The organism is Aurantivibrio plasticivorans, assembly GCF_055392955.1.
The window spans coordinates 2,478,394-2,494,683 of record NZ_AP036020.1 but is presented as its reverse complement, the minus strand read 5'-3'; the positions used below and the strand labels follow the sequence as shown (position 1 = coordinate 2,494,683).

Sequence of the window (16,290 nt, the reverse complement as noted above, 5' to 3'; positions counted from 1 at the left end):
TTTGAAGGGATGTAATCAATGCCTATAGGGCGAGATTTAACCAAGGTAGTTATTGTTGACGACTCAGGATTAGTCAGAGCGTTATTGAGCGAGGTTCTCAACTCAGATGCTCGGCTGCGTGTGGTCGGTGTCGCTGCTGATCCTTTCGAAGCGCGGGAAGTCATTAAACGCACTAACCCAGATGTCATTACCCTTGATATTGAAATGCCAAAGATGAACGGCATTGCGTTCTTAAAAAACCTAATGAGGCTTCGACCTATACCCGTAGTGATGATTTCAACGCTGACCCAAGCGGGTGCGCCAGCCACGCTTGAAGCGTTAGAACATGGCGCAGTTGACTACTTGGCCAAGCCAATGTCCACTGGTGATGTTGGGTTGGTGCAGTATCGCGAGCAAATCATTGAAAAAGTCCTCGCCGCAGCGCACGCAAATGTCTCTCCCTTGGAGAATCAGGGTGCGAGAGCATCAAACGATAAAGTTGGTGTGAACGTTCAGAAAAATAAATCGCTACGAAGAAATTTTATATGCTTTATAGGCGCTTCCACAGGTGGAACGGAAGCCATCAAGGAAGTTTTGACAGCACTACCCCCTGAATCTCCACCGATACTAGTAACCCAACATATTCCCGCTACGTTTAGTAGTTCTTTCGCGCAACGACTCGATAACAACAGCAAGCTTACTGTTGTAGAAGCTGAAAACAATATGCCCATTAAACCAGGCCACGCGTATCTGGCGCCTGGTGACGATCATTTGCGTGTGCGTAAGTCTGCCTATGGCTATGTCTGTCAAATTGAGAAAAGTGACCCCGTTAATCGCCATCGACCATCAGTAGAAGTACTGTTCAAGTCGGCCATCGAAACTCTCGCAAACAATTGCATGGGGGTTTTACTCACTGGAATGGGAGCGGATGGGTCGCAAACCCTGTTAGAGATGCGAGAAGCGGGATGCCTCACCATTGCCCAAGATGAAGCAACAAGCGTTGTTTGGGGAATGCCTGGCGTGGCCGTTAAGCTCGGCGGGGCGACTAAAGTACTGCCACTTAAGCAGATCGCGTCTAATATTATCGCGGAAAGCTACCGATAATCCTTACTTTTACTATCTATATCGAAATATTGTCACAAACGCTTCAACAGAGCTTTACCAACGCCTAGCGACTACATAGAATCTGGCCCCATCGAAGACAGTGATTTACAGACCGTTTTTCGCTGGTATTTGATCTTGAAACCCGCGTTTATTACTTATTTTGGGGTGGCTGGAAAAGATCAGGCTCATTTAAACGAATGCTCACATTAATATATTTGATGATTTTGAATAATCTTACAAAATGTGGGTCGGGCTCAGGGATTTCTCGCTTGCTCAGGAAAAATTAGTCTATTCTTAGGTAAAAGGCTGTGTATAAGCCGTGCTAAGGGACTATTTCATATCGTAAGAGGTCGATTATGGCAATTAACTCATCCATTTCACCGGATGGCTCGGAACTCACCATTTCGATTCAGGGACGCTTCGACTTTAGCGCTCACCAGGATTTTCGAAGAAGTTATGAAAATCTTGAAACCGCGCCCAGCGTGTATTTCGTCGACATGCGTGAGACTACCTACCTAGATAGTTCAGCATTGGGCATGTTACTTCTGTTGAGAGATCATGCAGGAGGCGATTCGTCTACCGTAAAAATTGTCAATTGTAGTCCCGACGTGAAAAAGATTTTGACGATTTCAAATTTCGAACAGCTGTTCACAATTCAGTAAGCCGTCGAGCACACTTATTCCGCTTGCGTACAGGGACTTCTCTTAAAGTTTACAGCTGAGAAGATACGTACTTACACGGTGAGCCTGCAATGACAGAGCAAAGTAACCTCAAAATTTTAATTGCCGACGATACGGATACCGATCGTCTCATTCTGCAAACAATCGTAAGTAAAGAAGGTCACCAGGTCATCTGTGCTAGGGATGGCGTGGAAGCGGTTGAGCAGTTTGAGAAAGAGCGGCCGGACATCGTATTACTCGATGCGTTAATGCCAAATCTTGATGGCTTTGGTGCTGCGCGGCAAATCAAGGAGTTGGCGGGTGAAGAGCTAATCCCCATCATATTCCTGACCTCCCTAACCGAAACCGAATCACTGGTTAAATGTCTTGATGCGGGCGGTGATGACTTCCTGCAAAAGCCCTACAACAGGGTTATCTTACAAGCCAAAATCAAGTCATTTAACCGCATGCGCGAAATGCATCGCACGATGCTGGAACAGCGCGATCAAATTCAAATTCACAATAATCATCTTATTCAAGAGCAAACAGTAGCCAAGCAAGTTTTTGACAATGTAGCACACAGTGGTTGCTTAGATGCAGCGAACGTGCGTCACTACTTATCGCCAATGGCGGTATTCACTGGTGATGTCCTGGTAGCGGCCCTGCGTCCCTCTGGCAGTATGATGGTCTTGTTAGGCGACTTTACTGGTCACGGTCTGCCTGCAGCGATCGGTGCGATGCCGCTTGCTTCAACCTTTTATGGCATGGTGCAAAAAGGTTTCGCACTGTCCGATATTCTTCGTGAGATCAATCAGAAATTAAAGTCGATCTTGCCTGTTGGCGTATTTTGCTGTGCAACATTTTTAGAAGTCGACTTTCATGAACGCACCGTTACTGCTTGGAATGGGGGGCTACCAGACTGTTTAATTTATAGGCCTAAAACTGGTACTGTCGATCATATTAAGTCTAAACATCTACCCCTGGGTGTATTATCAAACATTCAAATGAAAGTAGATTGCCTCCATTTTGAGTTAGATCCTGGCGACAAAGTCTATATGTGGTCCGACGGTATTCACGAAGCCCGTGACGGTGCTGGTGAAATGTTTGGTGAAGAAAGACTGTTAAATACGTTTCACAACAGCAACAACAAACCCTCACTCTTTGACGACGTAATGGCTGCTGTGCAGGGTTTTATTGGCGATAATGAGGCAGATGATGACTTGTCGCTGGTCGAGATCGAAATGGTTGCCCCAGAGGAGGTGTCCTCTAAGTCAATGCCTTCTTATTCTACAGAAGGTCCAGGTTTAATGGAGTGGCGGCTCCAGTTTGAAATTTTGCCGTCGACAATTCGTTATTTTGATCCCCTACCGTTACTGTTGAACATCGTCACTGAAGTTCCAGGGCTCAGGTCGCACAGCGGAAGCTTATACACCATTTTAGCGGAGCTGTATTCCAATGCATTAGAACACGGGGTGTTGGGATTAAGCTCGGAATTGAAAGCATCGCCTGAAGGTTTTGCCGAGTATTACGCTCAACGGGAAGAGCGATTAGCAAACTTGCAGAACGCTTCAATCAATTTTGCCATTTCCCACGATACCCGAGAAAATGGCGGTAATTTAACGATAAAAGTTAAAGATAGTGGTAAAGGGTTTGAGTATGACAACAAGCTACTCGATCTTTCTTCTAAAAAGGGATACTGCGGTAGAGGAATTCCACTCATAAGAACGATGTGTGAATCGCTAAAATATTTGGGCAACGGCAATGAGATTGAGGTCGTTTATTCTTGGCGATCTGATCGATAGGAGGAGGGCAGAATGAGTGACCATACCGCACTAGATCAAGATACTCTCGAGATGCTCAAGGACGTTATGGAAGACGGCTTTAACGACCTAATCATGACGTATTTAACGGACTCTGAAGTACGAGTCGCTGCGCTCGCTGAAGCAATAAAATCACAAGACTCAGAGGCCGTTCGGCGAGAAGCCCATAGCCTGAAAGGCAGTAGCGGAAACATAGGCGCTACTGGGCTCGCTGGCTTATGTTTAGTGGTTGAACACAAAGGCAGGGATGGTGACCTATGCGGTCTCGAGGAAAATCTATCGGATATACGAGCGGCGTTCGCGATAATATCTGATAGCCTTAAAGCATTACTCAATTGATTACTGTATTTCTTTATCGCCAACCAATACAAACGCCTGCGCTGCGCTTTAAAAGTACTTCTTGCTTGTTGACCCATTTGACCATGCAACGCTAAACCCCGTCGTTTTCTTTCAGTACTATTTGAATTGCCGTGTTTTTGGGTTGTAAAGGCCAATTTACGTCTACGTTTTTGTCGCAAACATTTCCAGCGATATCATAGCTAATGTTCTATGCTGCTCCGTCTCGTGGCGCGCAAATCTACATTGCGGTATTCCCCATTGATTCCCTTGTGCTTTGTCGGTTTAATGTTTGTTCTTGAGTGCCTATTAGTCGACCGGGTGGCTCACACAGATTGCCGTCATTGGCTCATGCCTTTTAATCATCAACAAGGATAAACATGGATAATATCTACTCTACGCCAAAGTCCCAAGTTATCGAGACAGACAAGTCTACAGTTCCGTTTGAGCGGTTTAGTACTTGGTATGTGGTTGGCCTTTCTATTATTACACTGTCCCTTTATGTACCGTATTGGTTGTATACGCGCACAAAGCAGCTGAATGGCGTCGTTGAAAATACAATATCCGAAGCGTTTGTGAATTCAGTATTAGGCTTCTATATACTGTCTTTCGCTATGGTCATTCCTGTATCAATGTATGAGGGTAATACTGAAATTGAGCTACTGTCATCGATCGTAGATCTAGTGGCGAATATTCTTATTTTGGTGTGGGTGTATAAATTTAGAAATCGACTTGTCGATGAAATATTTAAAAACAGATATTCACTGGGTAATATTATTACCTTCTTTTTTCAGATTTATTATCTGCAATATAAAATCAATGAGTACATCGACGAGTCTGAAGATCACTTAACGAGTACCGTCGAAGGTCAGAGCTAATTATTTCGACTATTGGTTGTTGGGATGACATTACTCGCTAGGGACCACGCTATTGTGTTGAACTCGGCATCAGACGCGTTAGCTGTAATTGGCAGCGGTTTAACGGGGTGTATTTTTACAGAGTCTGATCTGCATAAAGAGTTTTTTGATTTAAGCAATGGTGTTGCAGGCGAGGTATTTCAGAAGTTTGTGAACTATGGGTTTAAAGCCGCTTTCATCGTGCCGCAAGAGCACGATTACGGGGCCCGCATCACTGAGCTAATGCGCGATCATCAGCGGCACTCGACGATAAGGTTCTTCGACTCCGTTGCAGCCGCTGAAAGCTGGCTTGAGTTATGATTTACAGCGTCGTAATGGTTAAATATAGATGGCATTGTTAAATTAAATATGGCTTTTGATTATTGTAAAAAATATAAAAAAGGCGTTTGAGAAAACTCAAACGCCTTTTTTAACACACTATGAATGACTTATAACATAAAACTACTTGCCTGTTTTCTCTCGTTCTTCTTTCCGAGCACCACGTAATATGCCTGGAAGCGCATAGTTCCCCTCGTGGCAAGCATACTCAAAGATTTGCTCGTCATCTTTAGTTAATGTCATTTCACCTTTCCAAGGCTTACTGTAAAAAATAGGATCGTCGACGGTGAATTCATAGAGCATTTCTTTTTCGCCAACACGAGTGAAACGTTCAATCACTGTTCCTTTTTCTGATAACGGAAATGCCCCACGAGTTTCTTGAATAGGGTGTACGTTTTGAGTTTCGACAACTAATGTATCACCTTCCCATTGTCCCACTGAGCTACCAAACCATTCTTTGACTGCCGCTGGATTGTGCTGCCCATTCAGATCAATGATGCGAGCATCATGATTCATTTCTACCATAATCATCACGTGATTGGGGGTTTGTACAAATTGGTAATGATTGTTGTACATCACATTGTTAAGCGGCGGACCACCTGAGCTACCGAAACTTATGAGACAGCGGTCTCCGACCGGACGAACTTCTGGGCCGTCAAACATTCCTACCCGGCCATTTTTTCCATTACCGGTGGGTCTGAAAGCAGCCATTCTGGCCATCCGGCCTTCTTTGGAGTAGGGAATTTGCCCATCTTCTGGCTCAATAATCCAAGAAGAACGGTATTCACCTTTCACTATGCCGTAAGTAGAACCCGGATCAATCCAAAAGTTGTTATAGCCTTTGTTTGTGTCGCCGTCGTTTGGCGGTGGTGCATTCGGGTCGGTTCGCTTATTGTCTTCGCGTAAACGGCGGTTGTAGTAGGAGTTGTAAGTGATTTCTTCAATTTTCGACTTTGGTATCACAAGGTCTTCGAACTCTGCCGGGCGAGTCATACGCGTCAGCGATGCGTTGGTCCATACGCCTTGCAAGTCGGGTTTTCCATCTGCCATACGAGGTATTGTGTAGTTTTCAGCGACGCTAGTAGTAGTCATTAGTGCGCTAATGACTACACTAGGCAAAAGCCTAACTAAGTAGCGTATCGTCTCGCGTGACGCTTTCATTTTTCTAACTCCTGAATTCATCGTTCGTCTAAATTGCGGGAAAACCGCACAATTGCTTTTGTTTTTCAAATTATTGTTTTTGGCTTTTCAATCGGTAAGGTGACCATGACCTAGTTTAATCGTGACCTAGTTTATTTAAGCCACGTTCATTAGGTTAACTCATCGGTTTTTGATCTGGCACTGCCTTTGCACTTCTTCTCATAGAATTTAAATACCCGCTATTAGATATAGTGGTAGCAGCATCTTGTGTATAGCGTTGTAAGGAGTCTACTGAAATGGGCGCAACACCAAACTCGACTGATTTTATATTGTCACTGAATGCTAACCCTGTGGTGAAAGTAAACCCAGAAAACAAGACTCGTGTCGTGGATAAAGCGCCTTCTGAGTCCGGTAAACGCTTTCACGAGGTGCTCCGTGATCGATCCGAACAACCCAATAAAACAACAGGTAGTGCGTCGCAAGTTGCTGAAAAATCAGAAAAAAAAGGCGTTCAAGAGAAAGATAATCCATCTTCACCGAATCATTCTAGCGAAGTAAAGTCATCAGCAAATGAAGCGCGCAAAAGCGACGACCTTAGTGAAAATGCGAATAGTGAACGACAAAATAAGTCGGCGGACCACGATGTAAAAGCCGCAACGGAAAATAAATCTTATGATGCCACTGAAGAACAAGGTGGCGCGCACAGCGCGCCGCACCAAGCGAATACGGATGACGATACGCCGCGGGGTATTTTTCAGCCTGAAGGCAATAGTTTGCCGCAACAGCGACAAGATTTACCTGCCTCACTAAGTATCCCCGCTATGCATGACAGCCTGTCGGAATTAAACCTCAACGGGCTAAATGCCATTCAGGAGTTGACACCACAGCAATTGGAGGCATTAGAGGACCTAGTTGAAGGTGGGGTCCCCTTAGCAGAAGCTATCGCTCAAATACTTCAACCGATAGGTGAAAACACTAACCTTAGTACAACAAGCACTGTTGCCAATGAGCCGCAGACTCACATACCGATAGAAGCCGTTGATAGCGTATTTGAAAATGGTAACTCTCAGACGCAAGCCAAAGATCTTGCCAGTGAACGAGCGGTTAACGATCTTGTTCACGCCGAAGTAGGCCCCAAGAAGCCAGGTGTGGAAACCTTCGGAAATACCAACGCCATGCCAAACTCAGGCCGCTCTCATCTAATGTCTACGGGGCAAGGGGCTAGCGACCTTATCAGTACCACCGCGCAGTCGCCTGAAAGCAGTCGAGTGGCAGAGGTGGTACCCACTGCCGCTACCTTGTCAGAAGCCCTCAGAAACAACATGAAACAGGATCTCAGGTCTGTCGATCTATTAGGTAAGTCGCAAGCGGTGGATGGCAAGTCAGCTCTTGCTGACAATGGTTCTACTATGGCGATGACAATCAAGCCTCTCGCCGCCGATGGGAAGTGGGGACAGACCTTACAAACCCTCCACCAAGTAGGTGGAGGGGAGGACGGCGTTGGGCCCTCAGTTAAATTGCCGGTACTGGCCAGTAATCGAGAATGGGGGCAGGCCATGGCTGACAAGATGTTTTGGCTAGCCAGTCAGAAAGTGCAGTCTGCAGAGGTTCGGCTGGATCCGCCAGAACTTGGGCCGTTGCAGGTTAAGATTGCTGTAAATCAAGATACCGCCAGTATTAGTTTCGTCAGTCATAACGCCAGCGTTCGTGACATGCTAGATCAAAATGCTTTTCGATTAAGAGAAATGTTCGAACAGGGAGGCTTAAATCTAGTCGATGTTGATGTGTCAGGCCGCGATTCTGGGCACGAGGCGCAGGACGATAACACCGATGGTGGAATTACTTCTGGGATGCCAGGTGAGGGCGATTCAGTGAATAGCAGCGATGAACCCGCTACATTAGAACTACTCAACCTCGTGGACTATTACGTTTAGCGTACAGCCATCGCAAAACGTGGAACGCTAAATTCTAGGCGGTAAGATTTTTCAAATCTGCCGCTCATCCTCCCTCCCTCTCAAACTTACCCCATTTAGAAACCCAATTGTCTCCCGCTGGCATTTTTTTTGCTCTTACTGTGAATAACGGATGTTATTCAATAAAACGACAGGAAATTGACATGGCAGATGAGGACGATACAGAAGACACCGGTGAAGGCGAAGAAGGGTCCGGTGGCGGCAAGAAAAAGCTCAGTATTCTTGCGGCGATCATTCTTGTGCTCATCATTATCTCTGTGGTTGGCACATTATTCGCGCTAGATATGTTCACGGGTGCTGAAGATGAAATGGTTGAAGCTGAAATGATTGAAGAAGTTCCCGAGGAAGATCAAGGACCAAAACCTGCGATCTACTTTCCACTCAAGCCGCCTATCATCGTCAATTTTCAAGCGCGCGGTAGACAACGCTTTCTTCAGGCCGAGTTAACGCTGATGACCCGAGATGAGACAGTTATTAGCGCGATAGAAACTCACATGCCAGCAATACGAAATGCACTGGTACTACTGTTTGGTGGCCAGGTTTACGAAGATCTCCAAACACACGAAGGCAAAGAAAAGTTACAAGAAGCGGCGCGGGAAGAAATTCAAGCGCTTTTAGAAAAGGAAATTGGGGACGCTGGCATAGAACAAGTACTTTTTACCAGCTTCGTGATGCAGTAATCGAGAGCTAACATGCAAGATCTACTATCACAAGACGAAATCGATGCGCTCCTTCATGGTGTTGATGATGGCGAGATTGAAACTGAAAATGATGTTGAGCAGGGCGGCGTTAAATCCTACGACTTAACAAGCCAAGACCGCATTGTCCGCGGTCGTATGCCGACACTGGAAATGATCAACGAGCGCTTTGCACGTTATACCCGTATTAGCATGTTTAATTTATTGCGCCGTACAGCCGATGTGTCGGTCGGTGGTATTCAGATTCAAAAATTCGGTGAATACGTGCACACCCTTTATGTTCCTACCAGTTTAAATATGGTGAAATTTCGGCCTCTAAGGGGTACATCGCTCATCATTTTTGACGCCAAGTTAGTCTTTAAATTGGTTGATAATTTTTTTGGTGGCGATGGCCGTCATGCGAAAATTGAAGGTAGGGAATTTACGCCAACCGAACTTCGCGTAGTTCAAATTGTGTTGCAGCAGGCATTCATTGATTTGGCTGAAGCTTGGAAAGCGGTAATGGATATCGACTTCGAATATGTGAATTCTGAAGTGAACCCTTCAATGGCCAATATCGTTAGTCCTAGTGAAGTCGTGGTCGTTAGCACTTTCCATGTAGAGCTAGATGGTGGTGGTGGTGAGCTACATATTACGATTCCGTACTCCACCATTGAACCCATTAGGGAAATGCTCGACGCTGGTTTGCAAACGGATTCTGACGAGTCTGACGATCGATGGGTGAATGCATTGCGTAACGATATTATGGATGCGCGAGTGGATCTAGAAACAGATGTCGTTAAGCGGGAAATTCCGCTTAGAGAAATAATGGAGTTAAAAACCGGTGATGTGATACCCGTAGAAATGCCGGATTTTCATGTTGTTACCGCTAATGGAATTCCCATGTTTAAAAGTCGCATAGGGCAATGTAATGGCAATTTGTCGCTCAAAATAGACGAAGTGATTAAACGAGTGCACATTCCTGGCGTTACCGAAAAAGCAGCGCTGCAGAAGAAAAAGCAGGAACAGAAGGAAAAGAGCAATGAGTGATGAAGACGATTTAGTTCCGGAGGAAGGCTCATCCGAAGAAGATATGGCGGACGAGTGGGCTGCAGCGCTGGAGGAGCAAGAAGACACTGAAGGCGAAGTCGCCGAGCTTGACGACTTTAGTGGTGACCCAGGTCTAGAGCTGAAACAAGCTTCAGGGAACCCTGATCTCGATGTGATTCTGGATATTCCTGTAACCATGTCAATGGAAGTTGGTAGTACCTCAATCACGATTCGCAATTTACTGCAGCTAAATCAAGGTTCTGTGATAGAGCTAGATCGTTTAGCTGGCGAACCACTTGATGTGCTGGTTAACGGAACGCTGATCGCCCATGGCGAGGTGGTGGTTGTGAACGAAAAATTTGGTATTCGAATGACTGACGTCATCAGTCCTGCTGAGAGAATAAAACGCTTAGGTTAGCTCTAACTCATTCGACAACCTGTAAATTTGCAAAGAGATACAAGGAGTATCGAAAGGTGATATTGGCATTTGCAAGCTATTACCGAAAACGCGCCGCTTTAAGCGTGATATTTTTAAGCACAATGATCAGCTCTTATGAATCTTATGCTGATGGTATGACTGGAGTTTCTGGATCTAACGCCAGCTATATCATGCAGGTCTTTATGGGTTTATTAGCGGTGCTTGCTTTAATCTTTGCGCTAGCATGGTTGGCGCGCAGGATAAGTGGCGGTACGTTTTTACAGAATCAACACATGCAAATCGTCAGTAGTCTGTCGCTCGGAGCGAGAGAAAAACTGCTACTCGTTGAATTGGGTGAGAAACAACTGCTGCTTGGCATCACCGCTCAGAATATTAATACGCTACATGTTATTGATGAGCCTATAGTAGACACAAAGACCCAGCGCGAAGTCTCGGATTTTTCAAGGAAAATTAAAGACATCATGAAAAAGGGGCAGGTGTAAATAATGCGAGGCACGCGCCCAATAAAGTTGTTTTTGTTTATCGCGAGCCTGGTCGTGTTTGGCTTGATCGTGCCTTCTTTAGGTTTTGCGCAGGAGGAAAGTGCTGATACGATACCTCCTAGCGCCAGCCAACCGTTTGACTGGGTGCCAGACGGTGGTATTCCAGGATTGCCAGCGTTAACGGTAGAGACCAACGAAGATGGTTCCGAAGATTATTCAGTAACAATTCAAATTTTAGCGCTAATGACGGCGCTAACGTTTATCCCCGCTTTACTAATGATGATGACATCGTTTACTCGCATCATTATAGTATTTGCAATATTGCGGCAAGCCATTGGTTTACAGCAATCGCCATCGAACCAAATATTAATTGGTCTAGCATTGTTCCTAAGCTTATTTATCATGACCCCGGTATTTAGCGTGGTTAATGAGCAAGCGTTGCAGCCCTATTTAAGCGAACAAATTTCAGGGAAAGAAGCGCTCAATCGAACGGCAACGCCATTCCATGATTTTATGTTGTCACAAACTCGAGAATCCGATCTTGAGTTGTTTATGAAAATTTCAGATACCACTAATATTGCAACAGCAGAAGACACACCTTTTACCATTCTCATTCCAGCCTTTGTGACGAGTGAGCTTAAAACCGCATTTCAGATTGGTTTTATTTTATTTATTCCTTTTTTGGTAATAGATATTGTTGTTGCAAGTGTGTTGATGGCAATGGGCATGATGATGTTGTCGCCGCTTATCATATCCTTGCCATTCAAAATAATGTTGTTCGTACTGGTTGACGGTTGGGCGTTAATAATTGGCACTCTTGCAGCGAGCTTTGGCACATGACACCTGAAGTTGTAATGGACCTATTCGCTGATGCCTTTTATCTAACGGTGATTATGGTGGCTGTCATTGTTGGACCCAGTTTAGGGGTAGGGCTTATTGTCAGCATGTTTCAGGCTGCCACCCAAATAAATGAGCAAACACTGAGCTTTTTGCCTCGACTATTGGTGACGTTAGCGACCATTATGATGACGGGGCCTTGGTTGGTCACGCAACTCATGGACTTGTTTAACCGTCTTATTACCAATATTCCCTATATTATCGGTTGAATGATGTTCTCTGTAACCGATATTCAATTGTTAGAGTTAATTGGTCTCTACTTCTTTCCTTTTTGTCGTATAGGCGCTTTTTTCCTTGCCGCGCCAGTATTTGGTTCTCAACTGGTCAATACCAGAACACGCTTGATATTTGCATTGGTAGTCACTGCTATCTCGGCGCCCCTACTGCCTGAGGTGGATATTAAGGTGGGGATCAATCTTGCGACGCTGTTAGCAGTGGTTCAGCAAATGCTCATTGGCTTTGCCATGGGCTTTATTCTTCAAATAGTATTTCATGTATTTGTACTCGCTGGGCAATTAATCGCGATGAAAATGGGCTTGGGCTTCGCATCGATGAATGACCCGAGTAATGGAATTACGGTGACAGTCGTTTCACAGTTTTATCTTATGTTATCGACATTGCTATTTCTTAGCTTAAATGGTCACCTTATCGCCTTAGAAGTACTCATTGACAGTTTTAATGTTATGCCAGTGGCTATGTTTGGTATTACTCGTGAAGCCTTGTGGCATGTTCTCAGTATTGGCTCATGGATGTTTCAAGGTGCTTTGTTGCTTGCCTTGCCAGTATTGACTTCCATTCTTATCGTGAATATCGCTTTTGGTGTGATGAACCGATCAGCGCCCCAAATGAACGTGTTTACCGTTGGATTTCCAATCACGCTCATTTTTGGTTTGCTATTGATTTGGTTTAGCTTGGTGAGTTTTTTACCCAACTATCAAATTATCGTGAATGAAGGATTTCAGTTTGTTGATGGTCTACTGGAGGCTAAGTAAATGGCCGAAGAGCAAGACAGTAGCCAAGAAAAAACGGAAGAACCCACCCCGAAACGCTTACAAAAATCCCGAGAGGAAGGCCAGACTGCCCGATCTCGGGAGTTAACGACGTTTGCGATATTAGTGGGTGGAACCGTCGGTTTGTTAGTGTTTGGGCCCGCAATGGCGCAGTCCCTTATGCGAGTTATGTCAATCAGCTTTTCTTTTGAGCGAGAGGATATATACGACCCTGCGGCAATGACTAGTAAATTGGTGGTGGCTTTTGCAGATGCCTTATGGGGGTTAGCTCCATTGTTTTTGGTGCTCACGGTTGTCTCAATACTTGGTCCTATAGCGCTCGGTGGTTGGCTTGTCAGTACTAAAGCGATGGCACCTAAGTTTAATCGAATGAACCCAGGTGCGGGGCTGAAACGGATGTTTTCGATGAAGTCCCTGATGGAGCTTTTCAAGGCGTTGGCTAAAGTGGTTCTGGTCCTATCAGTGGCCATTCTTATTTTGATGAACCGCCAAGCCGAAATGATTGGGCTGGCCGATGAGTCTCTCCGTCCGGCTATTATTCATTCACTTGAAATTAGCGTTTGGGCTGCAATCATCTTGGCTTCTGTCACATTGGCCGTCGCCGCAATTGATGTGCCGTTTCAAATTTGGGATCACTCGCAAAAATTAAAGATGTCTCGTCAAGATATTAAAGACGAAATGAAAGATTCCGAAGGCAAGCCCGAAGTTAAAAGCAGAATTAGGCAATTGCAACGGGAGATGTCTAATAGGCGTATGATGTCATCCGTACCTGAAGCGGATGTGGTGATTACCAACCCGACTCATTATTCGGTCGCAATAAAGTATGATCCCGATTCTATGGATACCCCGATTTTACTTGCAAAAGGGGTCGATGTAATCGCCATGAAAATTCGCGAGATTGCGAATGTTAACGATATTGAAATCATTGAATCTCCTCAGTTAGCTCGATCGATTTACCATACGACGGAATTGGAAGCAGAAATCCCTGCGGGACTATACGTGGCTGTTGCACAGGTTTTGGCCTACGTATTCCAGTTGCGAAACTTCCGACGCGGTCAGGGACAGAAGCCGATGTACCCACGCAATATTACTGTGCCGCCTGACCTTCGCTACGACTAACGATGGGGAAACTTTACTTGAGATAAATTCATTACGCGTATCGGTTTGGGTACGCTTCTTGCGATATCTATATGACTTATTGAATAACCGTCAAGATATCGGCTTTCTATGGCAGCACCTTCTTTTTCACCCTCTGTACCATCTGGAAACACCCGTGGCGGTGCCGGAATTTTGTCTACCCTCCAAACGGCGGGACGGGGAAATTTAGGTATCCCATTCATGGTCATCATGCTGTTAGGCATGATGACTTTACCGCTACCCGCATTCTTATTGGACGCGTTCTTCTCGTTCAATATTGCGCTTTCCATCATCGTACTTTTAGTTGCCGTCTATTCTTTACGTCCACTGGACTTTGCGGTATTCCCTACCATTTTATTGGTAGCAACGTTGCTGCGGTTAGCACTAAACGTTGCTTCAACACGTGTGGTATTGCTAGAAGGGCACGAAGGAGGCGATGCGGCCGGCAAGGTCATTGAAGCGTTTGGTGAAGTAGTTATCGGTGGTAATTACGCTGTTGGTTTGGTGGTGTTTATTATTCTTATCATCATCAACTTTGTGGTAGTCACAAAAGGTGCCGGGCGCATTTCCGAGGTCAGTGCCCGATTTACCTTGGACGCGATGCCAGGCAAACAGATGGCGATTGACGCCGATTTAAATGCGGGGTTGATCGACCAAGAAGAGGCGAGAACACGTCGTGCCGAGGTGGCTCAAGAAGCCGATTTTTATGGTGCTATGGATGGTGCGAGTAAGTTTGTTCGAGGAGACGCAATCGCAGGTATCCTCATCCTCGTGATCAACGTTATCGGCGGTTTGGGTGTCGGTATGGCTCAACACGACCTGTCGTTTAATCAGGCGTTAGAAAACTACATATTGTTAACCATTGGTGATGGTCTAGTTGCCCAGATTCCATCTTTATTGCTTTCAACGTCTGCTGCTATTTTGGTTACCCGAGTGAATAGCTCGGTCGAGTTGCGTAACCAAGTGTTGACGCAAATGTTTGATTCGCCAAAAGCATTGATTGTCGCGGCGATCATTCTTTTTATTATGGGCATTATTCCTGGCATGCCGCATGTGGCGTTTTTAGGATTGGCCGCCATTATTGGGGGTTTAGCTTATTTGATTATTAAAGCTAAATCACAACCAGAAGTGGTTGATGAAGAACCTGGTTCGTTATTTGGCTCTTCATCTTCTCAGCCTAAACCAGGACCGGCACCGGCTGCGGGTGGCATGAGCATGGGGGCAGCGCCGGCAATAGAGAGCGAACGTCCGCAAGCATCAAGTGAAGAAATTAAAGACGTCGGGTGGGATGACGTACAGCCTGTAGACATTATTGGTTTAGAGGTCGGTTATCGATTAATCCCCTTGGTTGATCGAAATCAGGGTGGGGAACTCTTGGGACGCATTAAAGGCGTCCGCAAGAAGCTTTCTCAGCAGTTGGGTTTTCTCGTTCCTTCCGTCCATATTCGGGACAATTTAGATTTAAACCCCAACGTTTATCGCATCACGTTGATGGGTGTGACGATTGGTGAATCTGAAGTGCACCCAGATCGAGAAATGGCCATTAACCCTGGCCAGGTGTTTGGGACCTTGGATGGTGTCAAAACGGAGGACCCTGCCTTTGGCCTTGAAGCGATATGGATTGAACAATCTCACAAAGATAAAGCCCAAACTTTAGGTTACACCGTTGTTGATGCAAGTACCGTAGTCGCAACCCATCTAAACCAAATTCTACAAAAACACGCTCATGAATTGCTTGGCCATGAAGATGTACAGCACTTGCTTGAGCAGTTGGCGAAGGGCTCGCCCAAGTTGGTCGAAGAACTCGTACCGAACACTATTACGCTCAATGTATTGCTTAAAGTACTGCAGAATTTGCTGCGTGAGAATGTATCGATTCGTGATACTCGCACCATTGCAGAAGCACTCGCCGCGAATGCTCATAAAGCGAAAGATCCAGATGGCCTAACAGCATCCGCGCGCGTTGCGCTTTCACGTCAGATTGTCCAAACCATTATTGGTAGCGATGAAGAGCTGCCAGTGATAACGCTGAAGCCAGAGCTGGAACAGTTATTGCTCCAGTCTGTTCAGCAGGCACAAAATAATGGCGCGGATGAGAGTGCCTTTATTGAGCCAGGATTAGCGGAGCGACTTCGAAAAACGATCATACAGGCCGCACAAAAGCAAGAGGCTGCTGGGAAACCCGTGGTATTGCTGGTCGCTTCACCATTGCGCAATGTGATTTCTAAGTTTGTTCGTTATGCAGTAAGTGATGGTTGGGTACTAGCTTATACCGAAGTGCCTGATAACAAACGTCTAAACATTGACGCCAATATAGGTGCCGATTAGTGATTTCAAATTTTTAACAGTAGC

General features: G+C 45.5%; 17 protein-coding genes. 16 read left to right on the top strand and 1 reads right to left on the bottom strand.

The genetic code is table 11. From position 1 onward, the window contains the following. The first annotated feature begins 18 nt into the window (after positions 1 to 18). The 6 genes from ACZ5NB_RS11255 (at position 19) to ACZ5NB_RS11230 (ending at position 5,115) form a co-directional block, all read left to right on the top strand. Entirely contained in the window at positions 19 to 1,083 is a 1,065-nt protein-coding gene (locus ACZ5NB_RS11255) for a protein-glutamate methylesterase/protein-glutamine glutaminase (protein ID WP_460233711.1), read from the top strand. Between the two features lie 356 nt (positions 1,084 to 1,439). Continuing rightward, positions 1,440 to 1,745 carry an STAS domain-containing protein gene (locus ACZ5NB_RS11250; protein ID WP_460238871.1) on the top strand — a complete coding sequence of 102 codons (306 nt, stop codon included), beginning with the start codon at positions 1,440 to 1,442 and terminating at the stop codon, positions 1,743 to 1,745. Positions 1,746 to 1,834: 89 nt separating this feature from the next. Next, positions 1,835 to 3,544: an ATP-binding SpoIIE family protein phosphatase gene (locus ACZ5NB_RS11245; RefSeq protein ID WP_464107543.1), complete on the top strand. Its 1,710-nt coding sequence runs from the start codon at positions 1,835 to 1,837 to the stop codon at positions 3,542 to 3,544. 12 nt (positions 3,545 to 3,556) lie between these two features. Then, positions 3,557 to 3,901 carry an Hpt domain-containing protein gene (locus tag ACZ5NB_RS11240; protein ID WP_460233708.1) on the top strand — a complete coding sequence of 115 codons (345 nt, stop codon included), beginning with the start codon at positions 3,557 to 3,559 and terminating at the stop codon, positions 3,899 to 3,901. Between the two features lie 377 nt (positions 3,902 to 4,278). Next, complete coding sequence (locus tag ACZ5NB_RS11235; RefSeq protein ID WP_460233707.1) at positions 4,279 to 4,776, top strand: DUF4234 domain-containing protein; 498 nt, start codon at positions 4,279 to 4,281, stop codon at positions 4,774 to 4,776. Between the two features lie 24 nt (positions 4,777 to 4,800). Beyond that, positions 4,801 to 5,115: a DUF4180 domain-containing protein gene (locus ACZ5NB_RS11230; RefSeq protein ID WP_460233706.1), complete on the top strand. Its 315-nt coding sequence runs from the start codon at positions 4,801 to 4,803 to the stop codon at positions 5,113 to 5,115. Positions 5,116 to 5,256: 141 nt separating this feature from the next. On the opposite strand, the gene ACZ5NB_RS11225 is transcribed toward ACZ5NB_RS11230, so the two are convergent. Continuing rightward, positions 5,257 to 6,294 (bottom strand): hypothetical protein, encoded by a 1,038-nt coding sequence (locus ACZ5NB_RS11225; protein ID WP_460233705.1) that lies wholly within the window; start codon positions 6,292 to 6,294, stop codon positions 5,257 to 5,259. A gap of 275 nt (positions 6,295 to 6,569) precedes the next feature. Here ACZ5NB_RS11225 and ACZ5NB_RS11220 point away from each other — a divergent pair, with 275 nt between their 5' ends. The 10 genes from ACZ5NB_RS11220 (at position 6,570) to flhA (ending at position 16,266) form a co-directional block, all read left to right on the top strand. Then, positions 6,570 to 8,207 carry a flagellar hook-length control protein FliK gene (locus tag ACZ5NB_RS11220; protein WP_460233704.1) on the top strand — a complete coding sequence of 546 codons (1,638 nt, stop codon included), beginning with the start codon at positions 6,570 to 6,572 and terminating at the stop codon, positions 8,205 to 8,207. Positions 8,208 to 8,389: 182 nt separating this feature from the next. Next, positions 8,390 to 8,926 carry a flagellar basal body-associated FliL family protein gene (locus ACZ5NB_RS11215; RefSeq protein ID WP_460233703.1) on the top strand — a complete coding sequence of 179 codons (537 nt, stop codon included), beginning with the start codon at positions 8,390 to 8,392 and terminating at the stop codon, positions 8,924 to 8,926. Positions 8,927 to 8,938: 12 nt separating this feature from the next. Continuing rightward, on the top strand, positions 8,939 to 9,973 hold the full coding sequence (gene fliM / locus ACZ5NB_RS11210) for a flagellar motor switch protein FliM (RefSeq protein ID WP_460233702.1): 1,035 nt from the start codon (positions 8,939 to 8,941) through the stop codon (positions 9,971 to 9,973). Then, the gene (fliN, locus tag ACZ5NB_RS11205) at positions 9,966 to 10,391 is read left to right on the top strand and encodes a flagellar motor switch protein FliN (RefSeq protein ID WP_460233701.1); all 426 of its coding nucleotides are present in this window, start codon (positions 9,966 to 9,968) and stop codon (positions 10,389 to 10,391) included. Before fliM ends, fliN begins: the two co-directional genes overlap by 8 nt. A 56-nt stretch (positions 10,392 to 10,447) precedes the next feature. After that, positions 10,448 to 10,894 (top strand): flagellar biosynthetic protein FliO, encoded by a 447-nt coding sequence (gene fliO, locus ACZ5NB_RS11200; protein ID WP_460233700.1) that lies wholly within the window; start codon positions 10,448 to 10,450, stop codon positions 10,892 to 10,894. A 3-nt stretch (positions 10,895 to 10,897) separates the two neighbouring features. Continuing rightward, positions 10,898 to 11,734, top strand: coding sequence for a flagellar type III secretion system pore protein FliP (fliP, locus tag ACZ5NB_RS11195; protein ID WP_460233699.1), 837 nt, complete (start codon positions 10,898 to 10,900; stop codon positions 11,732 to 11,734). Beyond that, on the top strand, positions 11,731 to 12,000 hold the full coding sequence (fliQ, locus tag ACZ5NB_RS11190) for a flagellar biosynthesis protein FliQ (RefSeq protein WP_460233698.1): 270 nt from the start codon (positions 11,731 to 11,733) through the stop codon (positions 11,998 to 12,000). Before fliP ends, fliQ begins: the two co-directional genes overlap by 4 nt. Continuing rightward, positions 12,001 to 12,783, top strand: a complete 783-nt coding sequence (gene fliR, locus ACZ5NB_RS11185) for a flagellar biosynthetic protein FliR (protein ID WP_460233697.1) — start codon at positions 12,001 to 12,003, stop codon at positions 12,781 to 12,783. Beyond that, a complete protein-coding gene (gene flhB, locus ACZ5NB_RS11180) occupies positions 12,784 to 13,920 on the top strand; it encodes a flagellar biosynthesis protein FlhB (RefSeq protein ID WP_460233696.1) in 1,137 nt (378 codons plus the stop codon). It begins immediately after the preceding gene. A gap of 108 nt (positions 13,921 to 14,028) precedes the next feature. Beyond that, positions 14,029 to 16,266, top strand: a complete 2,238-nt coding sequence (flhA, locus tag ACZ5NB_RS11175; protein WP_460233695.1) for a flagellar biosynthesis protein FlhA — start codon at positions 14,029 to 14,031, stop codon at positions 16,264 to 16,266. Positions 16,267 to 16,290: the final 24 nt, after the last annotated feature.